The 19205-nt window shown below is 45.2% G+C and carries 21 protein-coding genes; 18 read left to right on the top strand and 3 right to left on the bottom strand.

Features of this window, described 5'->3' with window-relative positions:
• Positions 1-35 precede the first annotated feature (35 nt).
• Both cmoB and cmoA read right to left on the bottom strand, forming a co-directional pair.
• Positions 36-1001 (bottom strand): tRNA 5-methoxyuridine(34)/uridine 5-oxyacetic acid(34) synthase CmoB, encoded by a 966-nt coding sequence (gene cmoB, locus FHQ23_RS02580; RefSeq protein WP_139612915.1) that lies wholly within the window; start codon positions 999-1001, stop codon positions 36-38.
• A gap of 27 nt (positions 1002-1028) precedes the next feature.
• The gene (gene cmoA / locus FHQ23_RS02575) at positions 1029-1766 is read right to left on the bottom strand and encodes a carboxy-S-adenosyl-L-methionine synthase CmoA (RefSeq protein WP_139612914.1); all 738 of its coding nucleotides are present in this window, start codon (positions 1764-1766) and stop codon (positions 1029-1031) included.
• Between the two features lie 224 nt (positions 1767-1990).
• On the opposite strand from cmoA, the gene FHQ23_RS02570 reads away from it, so the two are divergent.
• The 8 genes from FHQ23_RS02570 (at position 1991) to ruvB (ending at position 10290) form a co-directional block, all read left to right on the top strand.
• Positions 1991-3631: a YdgA family protein gene (locus tag FHQ23_RS02570; RefSeq protein WP_139612913.1), complete on the top strand. Its 1641-nt coding sequence runs from the start codon at positions 1991-1993 to the stop codon at positions 3629-3631.
• A 166-nt stretch (positions 3632-3797) separates the two neighbouring features.
• The gene (gene aspS, locus FHQ23_RS02565; RefSeq protein ID WP_139612912.1) at positions 3798-5567 is read left to right on the top strand and encodes an aspartate--tRNA ligase; all 1770 of its coding nucleotides are present in this window, start codon (positions 3798-3800) and stop codon (positions 5565-5567) included.
• Positions 5568-5999: a dihydroneopterin triphosphate diphosphatase gene (gene nudB, locus FHQ23_RS02560; protein WP_139612911.1), complete on the top strand. Its 432-nt coding sequence runs from the start codon at positions 5568-5570 to the stop codon at positions 5997-5999. It begins immediately after the preceding gene.
• Positions 6000-6007: 8 nt separating this feature from the next.
• Entirely contained in the window at positions 6008-7168 is a 1161-nt protein-coding gene (locus FHQ23_RS02555) for a hypothetical protein (RefSeq protein ID WP_139612910.1), read from the top strand.
• A gap of 29 nt (positions 7169-7197) precedes the next feature.
• Complete coding sequence (locus tag FHQ23_RS02550) at positions 7198-7938, top strand: YebC/PmpR family DNA-binding transcriptional regulator (RefSeq protein WP_139612909.1); 741 nt, start codon at positions 7198-7200, stop codon at positions 7936-7938.
• A 60-nt stretch (positions 7939-7998) separates the two neighbouring features.
• Entirely contained in the window at positions 7999-8577 is a 579-nt protein-coding gene (gene ruvC, locus FHQ23_RS02545; RefSeq protein WP_139612908.1) for a crossover junction endodeoxyribonuclease RuvC, read from the top strand.
• 72 nt (positions 8578-8649) lie between these two features.
• Positions 8650-9261, top strand: a complete 612-nt coding sequence (ruvA, locus tag FHQ23_RS02540) for a Holliday junction branch migration protein RuvA (RefSeq protein WP_139612907.1) — start codon at positions 8650-8652, stop codon at positions 9259-9261.
• A gap of 21 nt (positions 9262-9282) precedes the next feature.
• Entirely contained in the window at positions 9283-10290 is a 1008-nt protein-coding gene (gene ruvB, locus FHQ23_RS02535) for a Holliday junction branch migration DNA helicase RuvB (protein WP_139612906.1), read from the top strand.
• Between the two features lie 30 nt (positions 10291-10320).
• Here the strand turns inward: ruvB and FHQ23_RS02530 are convergent, their stop codons facing one another.
• A complete protein-coding gene (locus FHQ23_RS02530) occupies positions 10321-10632 on the bottom strand; it encodes a DUF5339 domain-containing protein (protein WP_139612071.1) in 312 nt (103 codons plus the stop codon).
• A 514-nt stretch (positions 10633-11146) separates the two neighbouring features.
• On the opposite strand from FHQ23_RS02530, the gene FHQ23_RS02525 reads away from it, so the two are divergent.
• From FHQ23_RS02525 to pal, 10 genes are all read left to right on the top strand, one after another.
• A complete protein-coding gene (locus tag FHQ23_RS02525; protein WP_139612905.1) occupies positions 11147-12697 on the top strand; it encodes a cytochrome ubiquinol oxidase subunit I in 1551 nt (516 codons plus the stop codon).
• Positions 12698-12711: 14 nt separating this feature from the next.
• Positions 12712-13848: a cytochrome d ubiquinol oxidase subunit II gene (cydB, locus tag FHQ23_RS02520; RefSeq protein WP_139612904.1), complete on the top strand. Its 1137-nt coding sequence runs from the start codon at positions 12712-12714 to the stop codon at positions 13846-13848.
• A 35-nt stretch (positions 13849-13883) separates the two neighbouring features.
• The gene (locus FHQ23_RS02515; RefSeq protein WP_132966971.1) at positions 13884-13982 is read left to right on the top strand and encodes a CydX/CbdX family cytochrome bd oxidase small subunit; all 99 of its coding nucleotides are present in this window, start codon (positions 13884-13886) and stop codon (positions 13980-13982) included.
• 2 nt (positions 13983-13984) lie between these two features.
• Positions 13985-14272: a cyd operon protein YbgE gene (gene ybgE, locus FHQ23_RS02510; protein ID WP_139612903.1), complete on the top strand. Its 288-nt coding sequence runs from the start codon at positions 13985-13987 to the stop codon at positions 14270-14272.
• A 247-nt stretch (positions 14273-14519) separates the two neighbouring features.
• The gene (gene ybgC / locus FHQ23_RS02505) at positions 14520-14915 is read left to right on the top strand and encodes a tol-pal system-associated acyl-CoA thioesterase (protein WP_139612902.1); all 396 of its coding nucleotides are present in this window, start codon (positions 14520-14522) and stop codon (positions 14913-14915) included.
• Between the two features lie 31 nt (positions 14916-14946).
• On the top strand, positions 14947-15636 hold the full coding sequence (tolQ, locus tag FHQ23_RS02500; RefSeq protein ID WP_132966977.1) for a protein TolQ: 690 nt from the start codon (positions 14947-14949) through the stop codon (positions 15634-15636).
• A gap of 37 nt (positions 15637-15673) precedes the next feature.
• Complete coding sequence (gene tolR / locus FHQ23_RS02495; protein ID WP_132966979.1) at positions 15674-16096, top strand: colicin uptake protein TolR; 423 nt, start codon at positions 15674-15676, stop codon at positions 16094-16096.
• A 22-nt stretch (positions 16097-16118) separates the two neighbouring features.
• Entirely contained in the window at positions 16119-17327 is a 1209-nt protein-coding gene (gene tolA, locus FHQ23_RS02490) for a cell envelope integrity protein TolA (RefSeq protein ID WP_139612901.1), read from the top strand.
• Positions 17328-17358: 31 nt separating this feature from the next.
• Positions 17359-18663, top strand: coding sequence for a Tol-Pal system beta propeller repeat protein TolB (gene tolB, locus FHQ23_RS02485; RefSeq protein ID WP_139612900.1), 1305 nt, complete (start codon positions 17359-17361; stop codon positions 18661-18663).
• 26 nt (positions 18664-18689) lie between these two features.
• Positions 18690-19145 (top strand): peptidoglycan-associated lipoprotein Pal, encoded by a 456-nt coding sequence (gene pal / locus FHQ23_RS02480; RefSeq protein ID WP_132966984.1) that lies wholly within the window; start codon positions 18690-18692, stop codon positions 19143-19145.
• Positions 19146-19205: the final 60 nt, after the last annotated feature.

The following is a 19205-nucleotide window of genomic DNA, read 5'->3' as shown; positions in this document are numbered from 1 at the left end:
TCAATTTCCGAGGAGTTTCTGCATCGGTATTTGCCTTATTTATTCGCCAACAAAACCGCTCTTTTCGGGGCGGGGTGGCCTTCGAGGGTTTTGCGGTGATCGTTCGGGTCAAGGAAGTCGATTAACGATTCATTTTGCAACCAGTCGGTTTTGCGCTGTTCTGCCAGCGAAGTGGCTGCCACATCAACACAGCGCACATTTTTGAAACCGCACTTTTCCAGCCAGTTGATCAACGCCGCCACCGACGGGATAAAATAGACATTTTTCATTTTGGCGTAGCGATCCGGTGGCATCAGCACCGAATTGACATCGCCATCGATCACTAAGGTTTCCAGCACCAATTCACCGCCGTTGACCAACTGATCTCGCAACTGGCTCAAATGATCCAATGGTGATTTGCGGTGGTATAGCACGCCCATCGAAAATACGCTGTCGAATGCGGCAAGTGGCTGCATCTGTTCGATGCCCAACGGAATTAAATGCGCACGGCGGTCGTTATTCAGCAATTTGCGCACCGCTTCAAACTGGCATAGGAACAGCTCGGTCGGATCAATTCCGACCACCATGTTGGCGCCCTCACCGACCATGCGCCACATATGATAACCGCTGCCGCAGCCGACGTCTAAAATGGTACGATCCTGCAACGGCGCTAAGTGCGGTAGCACCCGATTCCATTTGAAATCGGAACGCCATTCGCAGTCGATATCAATGCCGTGCAGCTGATACGGGCCTTTTCGCCACGGCATCAACTGTTTTAAATGGTAGATAATCCGTTGTTGTTCGCCAGCGGACAGCGGTTGGCTGGGAATCGCTGCGACCGCACTTTGCAAATTAATCTGTGAGGCGGTGAGTTCGGGCAAAAATTCAATCACTTTTGCCCATTTGGCGTATTCGCCGTGGGCATTTTTTTGCCATTGGCTGAGCTGCAACGGCAACGTTTCCAGCCAGTTTGCCAGTTTGCCGGTGGCGATTTGTTGATAAAAAGGGCGAAAGTCGATCATAGTTTTCTCTATTATATTTTGTCTTTTCTATTTTTCTTGCTGCTTGATGGCGATCATCGATCCAAAGTTAAAGCACTGAAACCACAATTCAACGTGGGCAAAACCGACTTCACGCAACCGCACTTTGTGTTGCGGAATGGAATCGGTGCGCATCACATTCTCAAGTGCGGTGCGTTTTTGGCTGACCTCCAGCTCACTGTAGCCGTTGGCACGCTTGAATTCGTGGTGTAAGTCGATTTGCAGTTCGTTGATGCTCGGATCGTCAAAACGGAATTTCTCCGACAGCACCAACACGCCGCCGGGAGTTAAACCGTGATAAATGTTTTGCAGCAGCAAAGTGCGGTCAGCCGGCGGCAAAAATTGCAGTGTGAAATTCAAAATCACCATTGAGGCATTTTCAATTTTGATATTGCGAATGTCATCACACACCACCTCAACCGCACTTTCACCGTGATAAGCATCGATGTGACGTTGACAGCGTTCGACCATTGCCGGCGAATTGTCGACGGCAATCAGCTTCACATTCGGCTGCTTGATATTGCGCCGTGCCGACAGGGTTGCCGCACCGCGTGAACAGCCCAGATCATAAACGTGGCTGTCCGGTTGCACAAACCTTGCTGCCAGCATACCAATCGCGGTGATGATATTCGAATAGCCCGGCACTGAACGTTGGATCATATCGGGAAACACATCGGCGACGGCTTCATCAAAAGTGAAATCGCCGATTTTTTCGATCGGCGCAGAGAAAATGGTGTCTTTATTCATCGGTTTTTTGCAAAGAGTGAAAGTGCGGTTATTGTAGCGAAAAACAGAGCGCTGTGACAGATTATTTTGGAGAGACAGAAGCGCTGGGTTGACCGCACTTTGCTTTATTCTGCGCTTTATCCTGCGGGGCAATTTGATATAGGTTAAGCTGAAATTTTATGCTATTGTGCGCGCCATACAGTCCGTTTGGGCTGATTTTCTCGATAAAATAAAAGGAAAGTGATATGAAAAAATCCGTGTTGGCGATCAGTGTTGTGGCAGCGTTGGCTGTGGTTTGGGCGGGTGGAACTTGGTACACCGGCAAAAACCTGCAACAGCAATATGCCGAAAAAATCGCAGATCTGAATAAAACGCTGGCGCAGTATTTACCACCGGTTGATGGCAATGGTCTCAAAGTGGAAAACGTCAGCTATCAGCGTGGATTTTTCAGTTCGAAAATTGTAGATAAGCTGGTTTTACAGGATCATGATCAACCAATTGAATTGGTGTTTGAAAGTGCGGTGCAACATGGTCCGTTGCCATTGGCACGCTTGGCAAAATTTGAATTGAAACCAGTGGTGGTGAGCGGCAATGCGAAATTGGTGAATAACTCAAGCGTAGCAGCTTGGTTTAAAGCGACCAAAGAACAAGCACCTTTCAGCACAGATTTTACGCTGGATTACAGTGAGAAAGTGGTTGCCCGCAGCCGGTTTGCTGCGTTGCAATGGGCTGAAAGCAACCTTGAATTTAAGATGTCGGATCTCGTGATTGATTCGGATACTGATCTGAACGCAATTGGCAACATTAAATTGAATCTGGATCAGCTTAGTTTTTCGGAGCAAGCCGCTGAAACAGCGCAGAACAGCACCGCCTTGCACATTAACGGCATCAAGATGGAGAGTCGGCAGCAACAGGCAAAAGGCTTTGAAAATCTGGCGACAGGCAGCAGCCGTTTGACCGTCAACGATATTCTGTTCGATCAGCAGCCCGGCGAGCAAAGTGATGATTCGCCGTTGAAATTGCAGATCAGCGACACCAGCATCGATAGTGAAGTGCAATTGCATGACGGTTTTATTGATATTTCGTCTAAAAATTTGCTAGGTAAATTATTGATTAACGAAAACCATTTCGGGCAGTTCCAGTTTGATCTGGGCATTAGACATCTTGACGGAAAATCGCTGAATGATTTGGTTGAATTGCTGAAAAATATGCCGTCAGACGGTGAATTTACGCCGGAACAAGACGAGCAAGGCAAGCAATTGTTGCAAACCCTTATGGCAAATCATCCACAGCTACAATTTTTACCGCTGGCTTGGCGTAATGAAGGCGGCACCAGTCAACTGAATCTTGATATCGGTTTCAATAATAGTGATCAAGTTGGCGAAAATATGCTGTCGCTGTTTTCCAAATTTGAACTCAGTGGAGAAGTCAATAAACAGATGTTGCGCAGCCTGATCACCGCAGTAGTTGAAATGAATAACCCGGATATGACGGATCAAGGGCTGGCACAAACTATTGACGACTCTTATCAAGCGGCAAGCGCCGACTTACTTGTTGACGGTACATTTATTGATACCCCAGAGGCGTTCACCGCCAATTTGATCTTGGAAAACGGCGTCTTGAAACACAACGGTGAAGTGGTGGCGGAAGAGAAACTCAATGAATTTGTGATGAGCATGGTGATGGCTGCCGCATTTTACAATATGTCTGATGATGACCACCAATACAATCAAGATGATGAGCAATGGGGGGAAGATGGTGAGGTCTATCCTGACGATCAGTTGGATGACAGTTTCTCACCGGCAGATGACGGTTATGACTTGGCAATCCCGGATTTATCGCCGTCAGATTTAGAAGGTTTGCCGGAGGCAGTGCCACAACAATAGTTTTGAGAATATTTTACCCAAGTGCGGTTTTAGCCTGATTAGCGAAACCGCACTTTTGATTTTGACGGCAGATAAACCAGTTCATTCCTGCTAAAAATTCCGCTATAATCCGCCAGTTAATCTTTCTAAAATTGAAAGCCCATTTAAAATCAGCAAGGAACACACTATGATGCGGACACATTATTGCGGATCACTGAATCAAAGCAATGTCGGACAACAAGTTACATTAAGCGGTTGGATTCACCGCCGCCGAGATTTCGGGGCGATGATTTTTGTCGATCTGCGTGATCGTGAAGGCATTGTGCAAGTGTTTTTTGATCCGGCACAGCAAGAAGCATTTGCGGCGGCGGCGGCATTGCGCAATGAGTTTTGTGTTCAGATTCAAGGGGAAGTGATTGCCCGCACTGAAAAAAACATCAATCCGGATATGGCGACCGGCGAAGTGGAAGTGCTGGCGAAAACGCTGAAAATCTACAACAGCGCTGCTGTGTTGCCGCTAGATTTTAATCAAAATAATACCGAAGAGCAGCGTCTGAAATATCGTTATCTCGATCTGCGCCGCCCAGAAATGGCACAACGGATTAAAACCCGTGCCAAAATAACCAGTTTTGTACGCCGCTTTATGGATGAACACGGCTTCTTGGATATCGAAACCCCGATGCTGACCAAAGCCACACCGGAAGGTGCGCGCGATTACTTGGTGCCGAGCCGGGTGCATAAAGGCAAATTCTATGCGCTTCCACAATCGCCGCAACTGTTCAAACAATTGCTGATGATGTCCGGCTTTGACCGCTATTATCAAATTGTGAAATGTTTCCGTGACGAAGATTTGCGTGCCGATCGTCAACCTGAATTCACCCAAATCGATGTGGAAACTTCGTTTATGAGCGCAGAAGACGTGCGCGAAAAAATGGAAGCGTTGGTGCACGGTTTATGGCAACAGATTATCGGCGTCGATTTGGGACAGTTTCCGATCATGACTTATGCCGAAGCGATGCGCCGTTTTGGCTCGGATAAACCGGATTTGCGTAATCCGCTGGAACTGGTTGATGTAGCTGATTTATTGAAAGACGTGGAGTTTAAAGTGTTCAGCGGTCCGGCAAACGATACGAAAGGACGGGTGAGCGCACTTCGTGTGCCGAACGGTGCAACGTTGACTCGTAAACAAATTGACGACTACACCCAATTCGTCGGCATCTACGGCGCAAAAGGTTTGGCGTGGCTGAAAGTGAATGATTTAGCGGCAGGCATTGACGGCGTGCAAAGCCCGATTGCCAAGTTTTTGTCAGCCGAGGTGCTAAGTGCGGTGTTGACACGCACCCAGGCGCAAAGCGGCGATATTATTTTCTTCGGTTCGGATAAATACAATATCGTGACCGATTCGATGGGGGCATTGCGCCTGAAAGTCGGTAAAGATTTAGCCTTGACCCAATTAGATCAATGGAAACCGCTGTGGGTAATCGATTTCCCAATGTTTGAACGTGACGAAGAAGGTCACTTGGCGGCAATGCATCACCCGTTCACTTCACCGAAAGATTTCAGCCCAGAAGAACTGGCGCAAGATCCGACCAGTGCGGTCGCCAATGCGTATGATATGGTGATCAATGGTTACGAAGTCGGTGGTGGTTCGGTGCGGATCTTCGATCAAAAAATGCAACAAACCGTGTTCAGCATTTTGGGCATTAACGAACAAGAGCAACAAGAAAAATTCGGTTTCTTACTAGATGCGCTGAAATTCGGCACGCCGCCGCATGCTGGCTTAGCGTTTGGTTTGGATCGCCTCACCATGCTGTTGACCGGAACCGACAATATCCGTGATGTGATTGCTTTCCCGAAAACCACTGCCGCAGCCTGTTTGCTGACCGACGCACCAAGTTTTGCTAATGAGCAAGCATTGAATGAGCTTGCTTTAACGGTCGCAAAAGCGAAAGAGTAGATGGCAGGATTTAAACGTCCTGAATCGGTGTTGGTGGTGATTTACGCCACTAATACCCAACGTGTTCTGATGTTGCAGCGTAACGACGATTCAGACTTTTGGCAGTCGGTGTCGGGCAGTTTGGAACAAAATGAAACCGCACTTTGCGCCGCCAAGCGAGAAGTGGCGGAGGAAACGGGGTTAAGTGCGGTTAGTTTAGTTGATTGTCAGCGTTCTGTGGATTTTGAAATTTTTCCGCAATTTAGGCATAAATACGCACCCAATATAACCCATTGCCACGAGCACTGGTTTTTATTGCCATTAGCTGATGAGTGCGAAGTGCGGTTGAGCGAGCATTCGACGTATTGCTGGGTGACGGCAGCGCAGGCAGTGATGATGACGAAGTCGTGGAACAATGCGGCGGCGATTGAGCAGTTGTTACTGAACACATAAGGGTAAAAATGAACAAATATAGATTGGTGTTTTTACTGATGTTATGCATGAGCCAATTTGCCAACGCGGTTAGCGTTCGACCCGTGCAGTTACCGAATGGTGCAGCGATTGCTAATATTGCCTTTGAAGAATCGGTCGGTTTGCTGGCAATCACGCAGCAGGGCGAATTATGGCAGCAGCAAGTGGATTGGCAATTGCTGAGTCGTGATGTTGCGTCGGATAGCCCGTTGGCTGCCGGATTTCAAAAAATTACTTTTACCGATAAGCAACAGCATTTTCAATTGATTAGCCAAGGAAGGCTGCAATCATCAAATATTAAAATTAGTCCACACTCTGGCTTTGTGCCGTTGGCATTGGCGACAATTGCGGTGGTTGAACAGGACGGTAAGGCGCATATTGCCAGAATAGAGGCACAACCTGAATTGAAGGTTGTTGCAATGCGGCAGGATTTTACAGTGTTGCCGGATTTAAATCCGCTGGCGCTTGAGTTGAATCATAACGGTAAGCATATTGCTGTGTTGGCACAACCGACAAAGCAATATGCGCACGGTGTATTGGGAGATAGTTGGGAAGCGAAGCAAGTGCGGTATTTGGAACGGCACGATTTACGTGATTTAGCTGCACCCTTGATCTTAAATCAGACTGATGTGATTGAAGATAATGCACCGATTGCTGCGTATTATCAACAAAAAAATGCCATTGCAACCACCATTTCCAATGGGCAGGAAGGGGCAAGAGCTGCGTTGATTACCCTTGAAAATAATGCGCTGGTCGTGGCGGCACAAAGCAAACCGATTGGACAAGCGTACCGCTGGTTGTCGCTAATCAGTGCTCGGCAACAACTGTTTTCAGTGGTTAAACCGCACTTATCGGGCACATTGACCGCATACGATACCAGCAGCAAAGCAACGTTACCACAGAGTGAGTTGGCTCAAGGCGTGAGCAATCACAAAATCGGATCTTATCAGCGTAATATCAGTTTGGTCATGCACAACCAGATTGTGTTGCCGAGCGCAAATTTTCGTGAATTGAAAATGTGGGATCTAGCACAGAAGGGTTTTAGAGATGACAAGTTGGTATTTAACGCCGATATTGTAAAATTGGTGCCGTTTAAACAGGATTTTCTGGTGTTGCTACGTAACGGCGAGTTGCATCAGGTTTCATTTTAGTCAAAAACAAAAATAAGAGGAAATTGAACATGGCAGGTCATAGTAAATGGGCAAATATTAAACACCGCAAAGCAGCGCAAGATGCGCAGCGTGGTAAAATTTTTACCAAATTAATCCGTGAATTGGTTACCGCAGCCAAAATCGGCGGTGGTGATGCAGCTGCAAACCCGCGTTTGCGTGCGGCGGTGGATAAAGCCTTAGCCAGTAATATGACCCGTGATACTATTAACCGTGCGATTGAACGTGGCGTGGGCGGTGGCGATGACACCAATATGGAAACCAGAGTATACGAAGGCTATGGTCCGGGCGGCACGGCGGTGATGGTCGAGTGTTTGAGCGATAATGCCAACCGCACGATTTCGCAAGTACGACCAAGTTTCACCAAGTGCGGTGGCAACCTGGGAACTGAAGGTTCGGTCGGCTATTTGTTCACGAAAAAAGGATTGATTTTGATTGCGCAAGGCGATGAAGATGCGCTGATGGAAGCGGCTATCGAAGCCGGTGCCGACGATGTGCAGCCGCAAGATGACGGTAGTTTCGAAATCTACACCGCATGGGAAGAGTTGGGCTCGGTACGTGACGGCATCGAAGCCGCTGGTTTTAACATTGAGAGTGCTGAAGTGTCGATGATTCCGTCCACTACGGTGGATTTGGATGCCGAAGCCGCGCCCAAATTGCTACGCTTGATTGATATGCTGGAGGAGTGTGATGATGTACAAAACGTGTATCACAACGGTGATATCAGCGATGAAGTAGCGGCGTTGTTGTAATCTTTAGTGTAGGGTGGGTCTTGACCCACCTTTTTTATTGCAAATTTTTGATAGATAGTTATGGCAATCATTTTAGGCATTGACCCCGGCTCACGTGTCACCGGATACGGTGTGATTCGACAGAATGGGCGCAAGTTGGAATATCTGGGCAGCGGGGCGATTCGTACCGCCGTTGACGATTTGCCGACCCGTTTGAAGCGGATCTATGCTGGCGTAAGTGAGATTATCACCCAGTTTCAGCCGGATATGTTTGCGATAGAGCAAGTATTCATGGCGAAAAACCCCGATTCCGCCTTGAAACTGGGGCAAGCACGTGGTGTAGCGATTGTTTGCGCCACTAATTTTGATTTGCCGGTATTTGAATATGCGGCGCGATTGGTCAAACAAACCGTGGTCGGCAGCGGTTCGGCGGATAAAGTCCAAGTGCAGCATATGGTGACCCGCATTCTGAATTTATCGGCTGAACCACAGGCGGACGCCGCCGATGCGCTGGCGATTGCCATTACCCATGCACACAGCTTGCAGCACTCTCTTCAAATCGGAAAAACCGCTAATACCGCACTTAAAATGGAAAAGAGCGGTTTGATTCTCCAAGCGCGTTATAGTCGTGGGCGCTTTCGTTTAAAAGCAGAAAAATAACTGGTTATTTATACAGTTTTATTTTATGCTAAGCACATTGCATTATTTTCAGTGAGAAAGAGAAAATTCACCATGATTGGACGTTTACAGGGAACGATTATCGAAAAACAGCCGCCGGAAATTGTACTGGACGTGCAGGGAGTCGGCTATGAGCTGCTGCTGCCGATGACCAGTTTTTACAGCTTGCCGGAAATCAATGACAGTGTCGTATTGTTTACCCATCTGGTGGTACGTGAAGATGCACATTTATTGTTCGGTTTCGCCACGAAGCAAGACCGCACTTTGTTCCGGGAATTGATTAAAACCAATGGCGTTGGGCCGAAACTGGCGCTGGCAATTTTGTCTGCGATGTCCGTTGATGAGTTTGCTTTTGCAATTGAGCGGGAAGAACTGTCTAAACTGGTGAAGATTCCAGGTGTTGGCAAAAAAACCGCAGAGCGGTTATTGGTTGAATTAAAAGGTAAATTCGCCAATATGCCGAAGGCTGATTTCTTTATCAAAATACCGAACGGTCGTCATCGTGATCTGGATTTGAGCACGCCGAATTATGAAGATGATGCGGTAGCGGCGCTGGTGGCGTTGGGTTATAAAGCCTTGGATGCAGAAAAAATGGTGAAACGGATTGCCAAGCCGGAACTGACAAGCGAACAACTGATTCGGGAAGCGTTAAAAGCGGCGCTATAAAACAGAAGAGAAAAGAGCGGTATGATTGAAGCAGATCGAATTATCAGTGCGGCAGAAATCGGGGAAGAAGATGTTCTTGATCGTGCAATTCGCCCTAAATTATTGCAAGATTATGTCGGGCAGAATGCGGTGCGTGAGCAGATGGATATTTTTATCCGAGCAGCAAAACTGCGCAAAGATGCGTTGGATCACCTGTTGATTTTTGGTCCGCCGGGATTGGGGAAAACCACGCTTGCCAATATTATTGCCAACGAAATGGGGGTGAATATCCGCACTACCTCAGGTCCGGTGTTGGAAAAAGCCGGGGATTTGGCAGCGATGCTGACTAATCTGGAAGCCCATGATGTGCTGTTTATTGATGAAATTCACCGCCTTTCACCAGCAATTGAAGAAGTGCTGTATCCGGCAATGGAAGATTATCAACTGGATATTATGATCGGCGAAGGACCGGCGGCACGCTCGATTAAACTGGATTTACCACCGTTTACCCTTGTCGGCGCAACTACGCGCGCTGGCTCATTGACTTCGCCGTTGCGCGATCGTTTCGGGATCGTACAGCGCTTGGAGTTTTATTCGGTGGAAGATTTGACCTCGATCGTGACGCGCAGCGCCAATTGTTTAAATTTGCGGATTGAAGAGGGCGCTGCTTTGGAAGTTGCACGCCGTTCACGCGGTACACCGCGTATTGCCAACCGTTTGTTGCGTCGGGTGCGTGATTATGCCGATGTAAAAAACAGTGGTTTGATTAGTATTGAAATTGCTTGCTCAGCACTGAAGATGTTGGATATTGATGCCAAAGGTTTTGATTATATGGATCGTAAACTACTAAGTGCGGTGGTGGAGCGCTTTGACGGCGGTCCGGTCGGTTTAGACAGCTTGGCGGCGGCGATTGGAGAAGAACGTGAAACCATTGAGGATGTGCTAGAACCGTATTTGATTCAACAAGGTTATTTACAGCGTACGCCACGTGGACGGATCGCGACCTCAAAAACTTATCTACATTTGGGGTTGGATTCCCGTCTTGAGTGAGTAAATAAGTTTTTATACGAGAATGGCTGATTAAGGTTGAACCTGTTGGTTCTTGATGTTGTTCAGTGCAACCAAGCCTTTGTCACAGCTTTTGATTTGTACTTCACGTTCTAAAGCTAAGATTTGTTTTTTACTTTGTGAGAGTTTGTTTTTGATATTGGCGAACTGGGTGTGAGTGCCCGGTTGTTTTTCCGCTTCTTTGATCAGTTGCTCGGTTTCGGTAAAGAGTTGGTTACATTGCTGCGGAATACTGCTTGTTATGGGGGTACTGGTAGAGGTATTGGCTGAGGCAGCACCGATGAATAATGCCAGGGCAGCAGAAGCAACAATTTTTTTTAACATTTCCTTTTCCTTCGATGAAAAATACAAAAACAACGAGACAACATTGGCGCTATTGATACGTTTATCAGCCGTGATAATTTTGCCTGCGAAAAATCTTTCCACAAAATAGCAAAAGAATAAAACGATGTCTATAAAAGCAACGAAAATATTTGTTTTATGTGTAAAATATCCGACTGAATTTATAGGATATGTGTATAAAAAATAGCAATATTTTCAATAAATTGATTTAAGTCAAAATGAGGCCGTTCGTGAATGAGCAATTTTTTGAGATATGTTCAAAAATGTGACGGGAATATTAATTTTTCTGTTTTTAATACTCGCATTACAGAGTATTATAGGCAGGCATAAATTTAGCTTATTTAAAGATTTATCTAGATTGTGTCAATTTGGCTGGTTTGGATAAGTGTTTTGAGTAAGTTAACTTTATTAACATCAGGAATATTTGTCGGATGTTTGGGGTGATTACGAATGTAATCAATGTCAGAGAAACTTGTAGTATATACAAGGAGTTGAGATGTTAGATATTGTTGAACTCTCGAGATTGCAGTTTGCGTTAACTGCGCTATATCACTTTTTGTTTGTACCGCTTACTTTAGGTCTTTCCTTTATTTTGGTAATAATGGAAACCTTGTACGTGGTTACCGGCAAAGAAGTGTATAAAGATATGACCAAATTTTGGGGTAAATTATTTGGTATCAATTTTGCCTTAGGGGTAACAACTGGGATAACAATGGAATTCCAGTTCGGTACCAACTGGTCGTACTATTCACATTATGTTGGCGATATCTTCGGTGCGCCTTTGGCTATTGAAGCGTTATTGGCTTTCTTTATGGAATCGACTTTTGTCGGCTTGTTCTTCTTCGGATGGGACAGATTGTCAAAAGGCAAACATTTGATGGCGACTTATTTGGTCGCATTCGGCTCCAATTTGTCGGCGATGTGGATTCTGGTAGCAAACGGTTGGATGCAAAATCCGATTGGATCTGAATTTAATTTTGAAACCATGCGAATGGAAATGACCAGCTTCTTGGATTTGTGGTTGAATCCGGTGGCACAAAGTAAATTCTTGCATACCTTGTCTGCGGGTTATGTTTGCGGCGCTATTTTTGTGTTGTCTATCAGTTCTTACTACCTGTTAAAAGGGCGTGATATTGGCTTTGCGAAACGCTCTTTCTCCGTTGCTGCGTCTTTCGGCATTATTGCTATTTTCTCGGTCTTGCTGATGGGCGATGAATCCGGTTATGAAATCGGACAAGCACAGCCGGTGAAATTGGCTGCGATGGAAGGGGAGTGGCATACTTCACCTGCGCCTGCTGATTGGAATATGGTGATTATCCCTAACGAAGCGGAAATGAAAAATGACTTTGCAATCCAAATTCCTTATGCTGCGGGGATTATTGCAACGCGTTCTTTAACCAAAGAAATTACCGGTTTAACCGAGCTGAAAGCTATTAATGAAAAGCGTGTTCGCAATGGTATTATGGCCTATGATTTATTGCAGAAATTGCGTAGTGGTAGTGCCAGTGAAGCTGATAAAGAGTTGTTTAAAGTTTACCAAAAAGATCTGGGATTTGGCTTATTGTTAAAACCATATACCGAAAATGTGGTCGATGCAACAGAAGCGCAAATTCAGCAAGCTGCTGCGGATACGATACCTAAAGTGGGACCAACATTCTGGTCATTCCGTGTCATGATGCTTGCCGGTGGCTTAATGTTACTGTTATTGATTGGTGCATTTGCTCAAACTGCGCGCAAAACAATCGGGTCTAAACCTTGGTTCTCAAAAGCACTCCTGTTTTCTTTACCGTTGCCATGGATTGCAATTGAAAGTGGCTGGTTCTTGGCGGAATATGGTCGTCAACCTTGGGCAATTTATGAAATGTTGCCGGTCGGTGTGGCTAATTCTGCTTTGACAACCGGTGACCTATGGTTCTCAATCATTTTAATCTGTGCGTTATACACAATTTTCTTGATTGCAGAAATGTATCTGATGTTCAAATATGGACGTTTGGGGCCAAGTTCATTGAAAACCGGTCGCTACCATTTTGAACAAACAGCAAGATAATCAGGAGCCTAATCATGATTGACTACGAAATTCTACGCTTTATTTGGTGGCTGCTTGTGGGCGTTTTGCTCCTGGGTTTTGCAGTGACCGATGGTTTTGACATGGGAGTTTTGACCCTATTGCCTTTCGCTGGTAAGAAAGAAGTTGAGAAACGAATTATGATCAACTCGATTGCACCACATTGGGATGGCAACCAAGTCTGGCTATTGACCGCTGGTGGAGCAATGTTTGCTGCTTGGCCGATTGTTTATGCGACATCTTTCTCAGGCTTCTATATTGCCATGATTCTGGTGTTAGCCGCACTTTTCTTCAGACCGGTTGGTTTGGAGTATCGTGCGAAAATTGATAATCCAAAATGGCGTACAGCCTGGGACTGGGGATTATTCCTCGGTGGCTTTGTGCCGTCATTGGTATTCGGTGTGGCATTCGGTAACTTATTACAAGGTGTACCATTTGAATTTAACGATATTTTACAAGTTAAATATACCGGTTCGTTCTTTGGTTTGCTGAATCCATTTGCTTTGTTGTGTGGTTTAATCAGCTTGTCTATGCTGACAACCCAAGGCGCAGCATGGTTACAAATGAAAACCACAGCCGAATTACGTGATCGCGCACGCATGATCACTCAAGTTGGGGCGTTTGCAACGGTTATCACTTTTGTGTTGGCTGGGGTATGGTTGTTGTTTAAAGATGGCTATATTGTAACCAGTGTCATTGATAAGAGTGGTCCTTCAACTCCATTGGGGAAAGAGGTTATTCTGGAAACCGGTGCATGGTTTAATAACTACAGAGAGATGCCGATTCTTTGGGCACTGCCTATTCTTGCGGTTGTTTCTGGTTTATTGAATATTGTGTTTTCTAAAGCGAACCGCTCTGGATTTGCATTCCTGTTTTCATCATTGACGATGGCAGGTATTATCTTTACCTGTGGTGTTGCAATGTTCCCATTCATTATGCCGTCAATTACTCATCCGAATACCAGTTTGCTGATGTGGGATTCTACATCTAGCCACCTGACATTAATGCTGATGTTTGTGCTGGCATTAGTTTTCGTGGTGATTTTGCTGACTTATACAATTTGGGCATACGCAAAAATGTTTGGTCGCTTGGATAGCAACTTTATCGAAGAAAACAAAAACTCACTATACTAATACAAGTAAAGTAGTACAAGTAAAGAGGAATTATTATGTTTTATATAGCTTGGGTGTTAGGCGTTTTATTAGCGGTTTTCTTCGCGGCTATCGTTACGATCAGTATTGAAAAAACCGGTAAATTTGATGAGTAACTATGATTGATCGACTCTATCAATTGGTAAACAAGGGCTCTTATAGAGCCCTTTCACTTATCCTTGCCATTGTCTTAATGGTGTCTATTTTCCTGAATGCCAAAAAATTTGCGCTGGAATTAGGTGGTCCTTCGCCGCTGTTCACACTGTTTTTGATTTGGGGAACCTCTACATTATGGATTCATGGCATGGGGTTAGAAATTAGAAAAGATCGTTGGAAGGCAGTATTTAACCCTCTTATTGGCTATTGCGCAGCAATAGGCGGGCTGTTTTACATCTATTTTATCTAAAATTACAGCTCAAGTGCGGCTTTAAAACCGCACTTCCATTCTTGATTATCATCATATTTTTACTTGTAACAACAAAGTGCGGTATGTTTGTTGTATAGTTGGGTAACATTCATCAACAGACCCTAAGCAAAGCGTCAATATGTTTTATGTGATTAAAAATATAATTTGTGATCCAGCTCCCAATCACTAGACAAATATCAAACAATTCTTGATAATAGCAACTTCGAAAATTGAGAGGATAATAGCGATGCAGCAGATGCCAATCAGAGTTTACTACGAAGATACGGATGCCGGCGGCGTAGTTTATCATGCGCGTTATCTTCATTTTTTTGAAAGAGCCAGAACCGAGTTTTTGCGAGAAGTAGGCTTTGAACAGCAAAAATTATTGGCTGATTTTCATTTGGCGTTTGTAGTACGCAAAATGCAGATTGATTACCGAACAGCGGCAAAATTAGATGATGCTTTAGTGGTGGAAACTCAAATCCGACAGCTCAAGCAGGCAAGTATTGTTTTTGAACAGAAATTATTAAGGGAAGATGAATTATTGTCGGAGGCAACTGTCTTAGTTGCAACGGTAGATTTATCGAAAATGAAACCGATACCGATGCCTGAAGAAATCAGGGCGGTGTTGGCAGCACAGTAAATATTGTAGAACTGACTAATCGGGGTTATTGATGTCAACAGAGTTAAACTTCCTGGCACTTTTTTTAGATGCAAGTGTGATCGTACAGATTGTAATCGCAATCTTGATCCTTTTTTCTATTATGTCATGGGCTATTATTATTCAGCGCAGCGGTATTTTACGTCAAGCGTTAAAATCTTCTGCGAGTTTTGAGGATCGTTTTTGGTCGGGTGAAGATTTAAATAAATTGTACGAGGGCATGGATAATCGCCGTGACGGCTTAAGTGGCAGCGAACAAATTTTTTATGTCGGTTTCAAAGAATTTTTGCGTTTACAACAAACGGCGTCAAGCACACCGGAATCGATTATTCAAGGAACGAGCCGTGCAATGAATCTGACCTTGAATCGTGAAATCGAAGACGTGGAAAATCGGATTCCGTTTTTGGCAACAGTCGCATCGATCAGCCCATATATTGGATTGTTCGGTACGGTATGGGGAATCATGCACGCATTTATGGCACTGAGTAATGTGAAACAAGCGACCTTGCAAATGGTTGCGCCGGGGATCGCCGAAGCGTTGATTGCCACTGCAATTGGCTTGTTTGCTGCGATTCCGGCAGTAATGGCATATAACCGTTTAAGTTTGCGAGTCAGTAAATTGGAACAGAACTATGCTAACTTTATCGATGAATTCACGACAATTTTACATCGTCAGGCTTTCGCTAAAAAAAGCGTTAATTAATTTCCGCACAGCGTATCGTAAAGTATAAGAGGATAGTATGTCATACAGACGCAAACGTCGTGATATGAAGTCGGAAATTAATATTGTTCCGTTTCTGGATGTGTTATTGGTGTTACTGTTGATTTTTATGGCGACAGCGCCAATTATCAGCCAGAGTGTACAGGTTGAATTGCCGGATTCGGTGGACAGTCAGTCGGTTTCCAATGAAGATAAAACACCCATTATTCTAGAAGTTGCGGGTGTCGGTAGCTACACGTTGGCGATCAACGGTGAACGCCATGAGAATTTAACCGAGCAGATGGTGACCGAAATGGCGAAACAAGAGTTTGATAAAGATAACAACAGCTTGTTTTTAGTTGGCGGTGCAAAAGAAGCGCCTTATGAAGAAGTGATCAAAGCTTTGAATTTGTTGCATCTTGCCGGTATTAAATCCGTCGGATTAATGACCAACCCTTTATAATCGAATAATCACGGGATCAACGGTGCAGACTGAGAAAAAACAGAAATTAAATCGTGCAGTTTTGATTTCAACTATCCTGCATGGGCTGCTGTTCGGAATCCTGATTCTAGGATCCTTATGGTATAAATATATGCCGGCTGCCGGTGGTGGCGAAGGTGAAGGCGATGTTATGGGCGCGGTGATGGTAGATACCGGATCGGCCGCGCAAGAGTGGGGACGAATTCAACAGCAGCAAAAAGGGGATGTTGAAAAAGCCAAACGTGAAGAATTGGAGCAGCGAGCCCAAGAACAAGAGAAAAAACAGCAGGAGCAGCAGCGCCTGTTACAAGAGCAGCAACGACAAGAGCAACAGGCAAAAATCGAGCAAGCCAAACAAGAACAAGCGAAGCAAGAACAGCTAAAACAAGAGCAGGCAAAGCAAGAAGAGTTAATCCGCCAACAGCGGGTAGCTAAAGAAGCTGAAGCCAAACGCATTGCCGAACAGGCAAAACTGAAAGCAGATGCTGAAGCAAAACGTTTAGAGGCTGCCGCTAAAATAAAAGCAGAGCAAGAAGCACAGGCAGAAGCGGCTAAGGCAAAAGCAAGTGCGGAAGCGAAGGCAAAAGCAGAAGCAGAAGCGAAGGCAAAAGCAGAGGCGGAAGCTAAAGCCAAAGCACAGCAAAAAGCACAAGAAGACGCTAAAATAAAAGCCGCTGCAGAAGCTAAGGCGAAAGCAGATGCGGAAGCTAAAAGCAAGGCTGAGGCTGCCGCAAAAGCGAAAGCAAAAGCGGATGCTGCAGCCAAAGCTGAAGCTGCCAAAGCTAAAGCAGCAGCCGAAAAAGCCTCACAGCAAGCCGCATTAGATGATTTTATGAACAGTGGCACCATCGGAGGTGGTTCAAGTCGTAGCGGTGGCAACCAAAATCAAGGTGGCACAACCGGCAGCGGTGCTGGTAGGGTAAGTGGCGCCGATGGGGCACGTGTCGGTGATGAATATGCCGGTTTGATCAAACGTGCGATCAACCGTAATTTTAGAGGTGATCGAGCAGCTTTATTAGGTAAAGTATGCAATATCAAAATTTCACTGGCAAGAGATGGAACGATTTTGGATTATCAGAAGGTTTCCGGCACAGATGATATTTGCGTTCCGGCATTAAGAGCGGTTGCGGCAACCAAAAAAGTGCCACCTGCGCCTTCTGATGCGGCGTATGATAAATATAAAAACCCATTGATTGCATTTGATTTAAAATAAACGTGATTAACGACCTTGATAGGGGATTTAAATGAAATATATGACTCGAATAGTGAGCTTTTTTGCTGTTGTGTTGTTGTTACTCAGCCACACCGTTCGTGCCGAAGAAGTACGAATCGTGATTGATGAGGCGGTAGAAGGAGCTCAGCCTATAGCTGTGGTTCCGTTTAAATGGAATGGTCCCGGTTCGGCACCGGCGGATATTGCAGACATTATTGCGGCAGATTTAAGATATAGCGGCAAATTTAATCCGATCCCGGTCAGCAGAATGCCACAAACGCCATCTGCAGCGTCAGAGGTTAATCCGCAAGCTTGGGCTGCGCTAGGTATTAGTGAGGTAGTGGTCGGACAGATTACCCCGACAGGTGCCGGTTATAATATTGCTTATCAGCTGGTAGATACTATTGGTAATGGCGGTGTTGGTTCGGTTTTGCAGCAGAATAGCTATACGATCCCGAATAACAAACAGTTACGTTATGGCGCGCATACTGTGAGTGATGAAGTTTTTGAAAAGCTGACCGCTATTCGTGGTGCGTTCAGAACTCGTATTGCTTATGTAGTACAGCGTAATGGTGGCTCCACACCTTATGAGCTGCAAGTTTCAGATTATGACGGTTTTAATCAATTTGTAGTCAACCGTAGCTCGCAGCCGATTATGTCTCCAAGCTGGTCAGCCGATGGCAAACAATTGGCGTATGTTAGCTTTGAAAATAAAAAATCACAATTAGTGGTACAAGATTTGGGCTCAGGCTCACGCAGAGTGGTCTCTTCCAGTCCGCGACATAATGGCGCACCGTCATTTTCGCCGGACGGATCGCGCTTGGCATTTGCCTCTTCGCGTGACGGACAATTGAATATTTATGTGATGAATTTGGCTTCAGGTCAAACAACTCAATTAACCAGTGGGGCGGGTAATAATACCGAGCCTAGTTGGTCGCCGGACGGACAATCGATTGTCTTTACCTCCGACCGTGGCGGTAGTCCGCAGGTTTATATGATGAGTGCTTATGGTGGCGGTGCCAGTTATGTTGGTGCTGGCGGCAGAAGTTACAGTGGTCAGATTACTTCTGACGGTAAATATCTGATTATGATTTCGGCTGATCATATCGTTAAAAAAGATTTGGCAACAGGAAGCGTAGAGGTTTTGGGGTCGACGTTCTTGGACGAAAGTCCAAGTGTATCGCCTAACGGAACCATGATCATTTATAGCTCTACACAAGGGCTGGGGAAAGTGTTACAATTGGTGTCCGCTGACGGACGCTTTAAGGCAAGGTTACCAGGTGCAGGCGGGCAAATTAAGTTCCCTGCTTGGTCGCCATTTCTAACTAAAAAGTAGTATCTTATAAACTAAGGAGTAATAAAATGAAAAAACTTGCAAAAGTTTTGATGGTAGCTGCACCTGCATTCGTATTAGCTGCATGTAGCAGCTCTTCCGATGACTCTGCTGCGAAAGGTCAATTATTCGGTAACTATACCGCTGAAGATTTACAACAGCGTTATAACACTGTGTATTTCGGCTTCGATCAATACAGCATTGAAGGCCAATACCAACAACTTTTAGATGCACATTCTCTATACTTGACTGCTACTCCAGCAAGCAAAGTATTAGTAGAAGGTAATACCGATGAGCGTGGTACTCCAGAGTACAACATTGCATTGGGTCAACGTCGTGCAGACGCAGTAGTAAATTATCTGACTGGTAAAGGCGTGTCTGGTTCACAACTTTCTACCGTTTCTTACGGTGAAGAAAAACCAGCTGTTTTAGGTCACACTGAAGCAGATTACGCTAAAAACCGTCGTGCAGTGTTAGCATACTAATTTATCAGTATTGCAATAAACTGAAAGGTAGGACCCTGATATTTTTATCAGGGTTTTTTA

The organism is Testudinibacter crocodili (genome assembly GCF_006228025.1).
Classification (GTDB): Bacteria; Pseudomonadota; Gammaproteobacteria; order Enterobacterales; family Pasteurellaceae; genus Chelonobacter.
The sequence above is the reverse complement of the archived record's forward strand: the minus strand, read 5'-3'. Positions and strand labels throughout refer to the sequence as shown.

Bases quoted from the DNA above. Each gene is read 5' to 3' on its own strand.
- cmoB (WP_139612915.1), bottom strand. From the start codon at position 1,001: ATGATCGACTTTCGCCCTTTTTATCAACAAATCGCCACCGGCAAACTG.
- cmoA (WP_139612914.1), bottom strand. From the start codon at position 1,766: ATGAATAAAGACACCATTTTCTCTGCGCCGATCGAAAAAATCGGCGAT.
- FHQ23_RS02570 (WP_139612913.1), top strand. From the start codon at position 1,991: ATGAAAAAATCCGTGTTGGCGATCAGTGTTGTGGCAGCGTTGGCTGTG.
- aspS (WP_139612912.1), top strand. From the start codon at position 3,798: ATGATGCGGACACATTATTGCGGATCACTGAATCAAAGCAATGTCGGA.
- nudB (WP_139612911.1), top strand. From the start codon at position 5,568: ATGGCAGGATTTAAACGTCCTGAATCGGTGTTGGTGGTGATTTACGCC.
- FHQ23_RS02555 (WP_139612910.1), top strand. From the start codon at position 6,008: ATGAACAAATATAGATTGGTGTTTTTACTGATGTTATGCATGAGCCAA.
- FHQ23_RS02550 (WP_139612909.1), top strand. From the start codon at position 7,198: ATGGCAGGTCATAGTAAATGGGCAAATATTAAACACCGCAAAGCAGCG.
- ruvC (WP_139612908.1), top strand. From the start codon at position 7,999: ATGGCAATCATTTTAGGCATTGACCCCGGCTCACGTGTCACCGGATAC.
- ruvA (WP_139612907.1), top strand. From the start codon at position 8,650: ATGATTGGACGTTTACAGGGAACGATTATCGAAAAACAGCCGCCGGAA.
- ruvB (WP_139612906.1), top strand. From the start codon at position 9,283: ATGATTGAAGCAGATCGAATTATCAGTGCGGCAGAAATCGGGGAAGAA.
- FHQ23_RS02530 (WP_139612071.1), bottom strand. From the start codon at position 10,632: ATGTTAAAAAAAATTGTTGCTTCTGCTGCCCTGGCATTATTCATCGGT.
- FHQ23_RS02525 (WP_139612905.1), top strand. From the start codon at position 11,147: ATGTTAGATATTGTTGAACTCTCGAGATTGCAGTTTGCGTTAACTGCG.
- cydB (WP_139612904.1), top strand. From the start codon at position 12,712: ATGATTGACTACGAAATTCTACGCTTTATTTGGTGGCTGCTTGTGGGC.
- FHQ23_RS02515 (WP_132966971.1), top strand. From the start codon at position 13,884: ATGTTTTATATAGCTTGGGTGTTAGGCGTTTTATTAGCGGTTTTCTTC.
- ybgE (WP_139612903.1), top strand. From the start codon at position 13,985: ATGATTGATCGACTCTATCAATTGGTAAACAAGGGCTCTTATAGAGCC.
- ybgC (WP_139612902.1), top strand. From the start codon at position 14,520: ATGCAGCAGATGCCAATCAGAGTTTACTACGAAGATACGGATGCCGGC.
- tolQ (WP_132966977.1), top strand. From the start codon at position 14,947: ATGTCAACAGAGTTAAACTTCCTGGCACTTTTTTTAGATGCAAGTGTG.
- tolR (WP_132966979.1), top strand. From the start codon at position 15,674: ATGTCATACAGACGCAAACGTCGTGATATGAAGTCGGAAATTAATATT.
- tolB (WP_139612900.1), top strand. From the start codon at position 17,359: ATGAAATATATGACTCGAATAGTGAGCTTTTTTGCTGTTGTGTTGTTG.
- pal (WP_132966984.1), top strand. From the start codon at position 18,690: ATGAAAAAACTTGCAAAAGTTTTGATGGTAGCTGCACCTGCATTCGTA.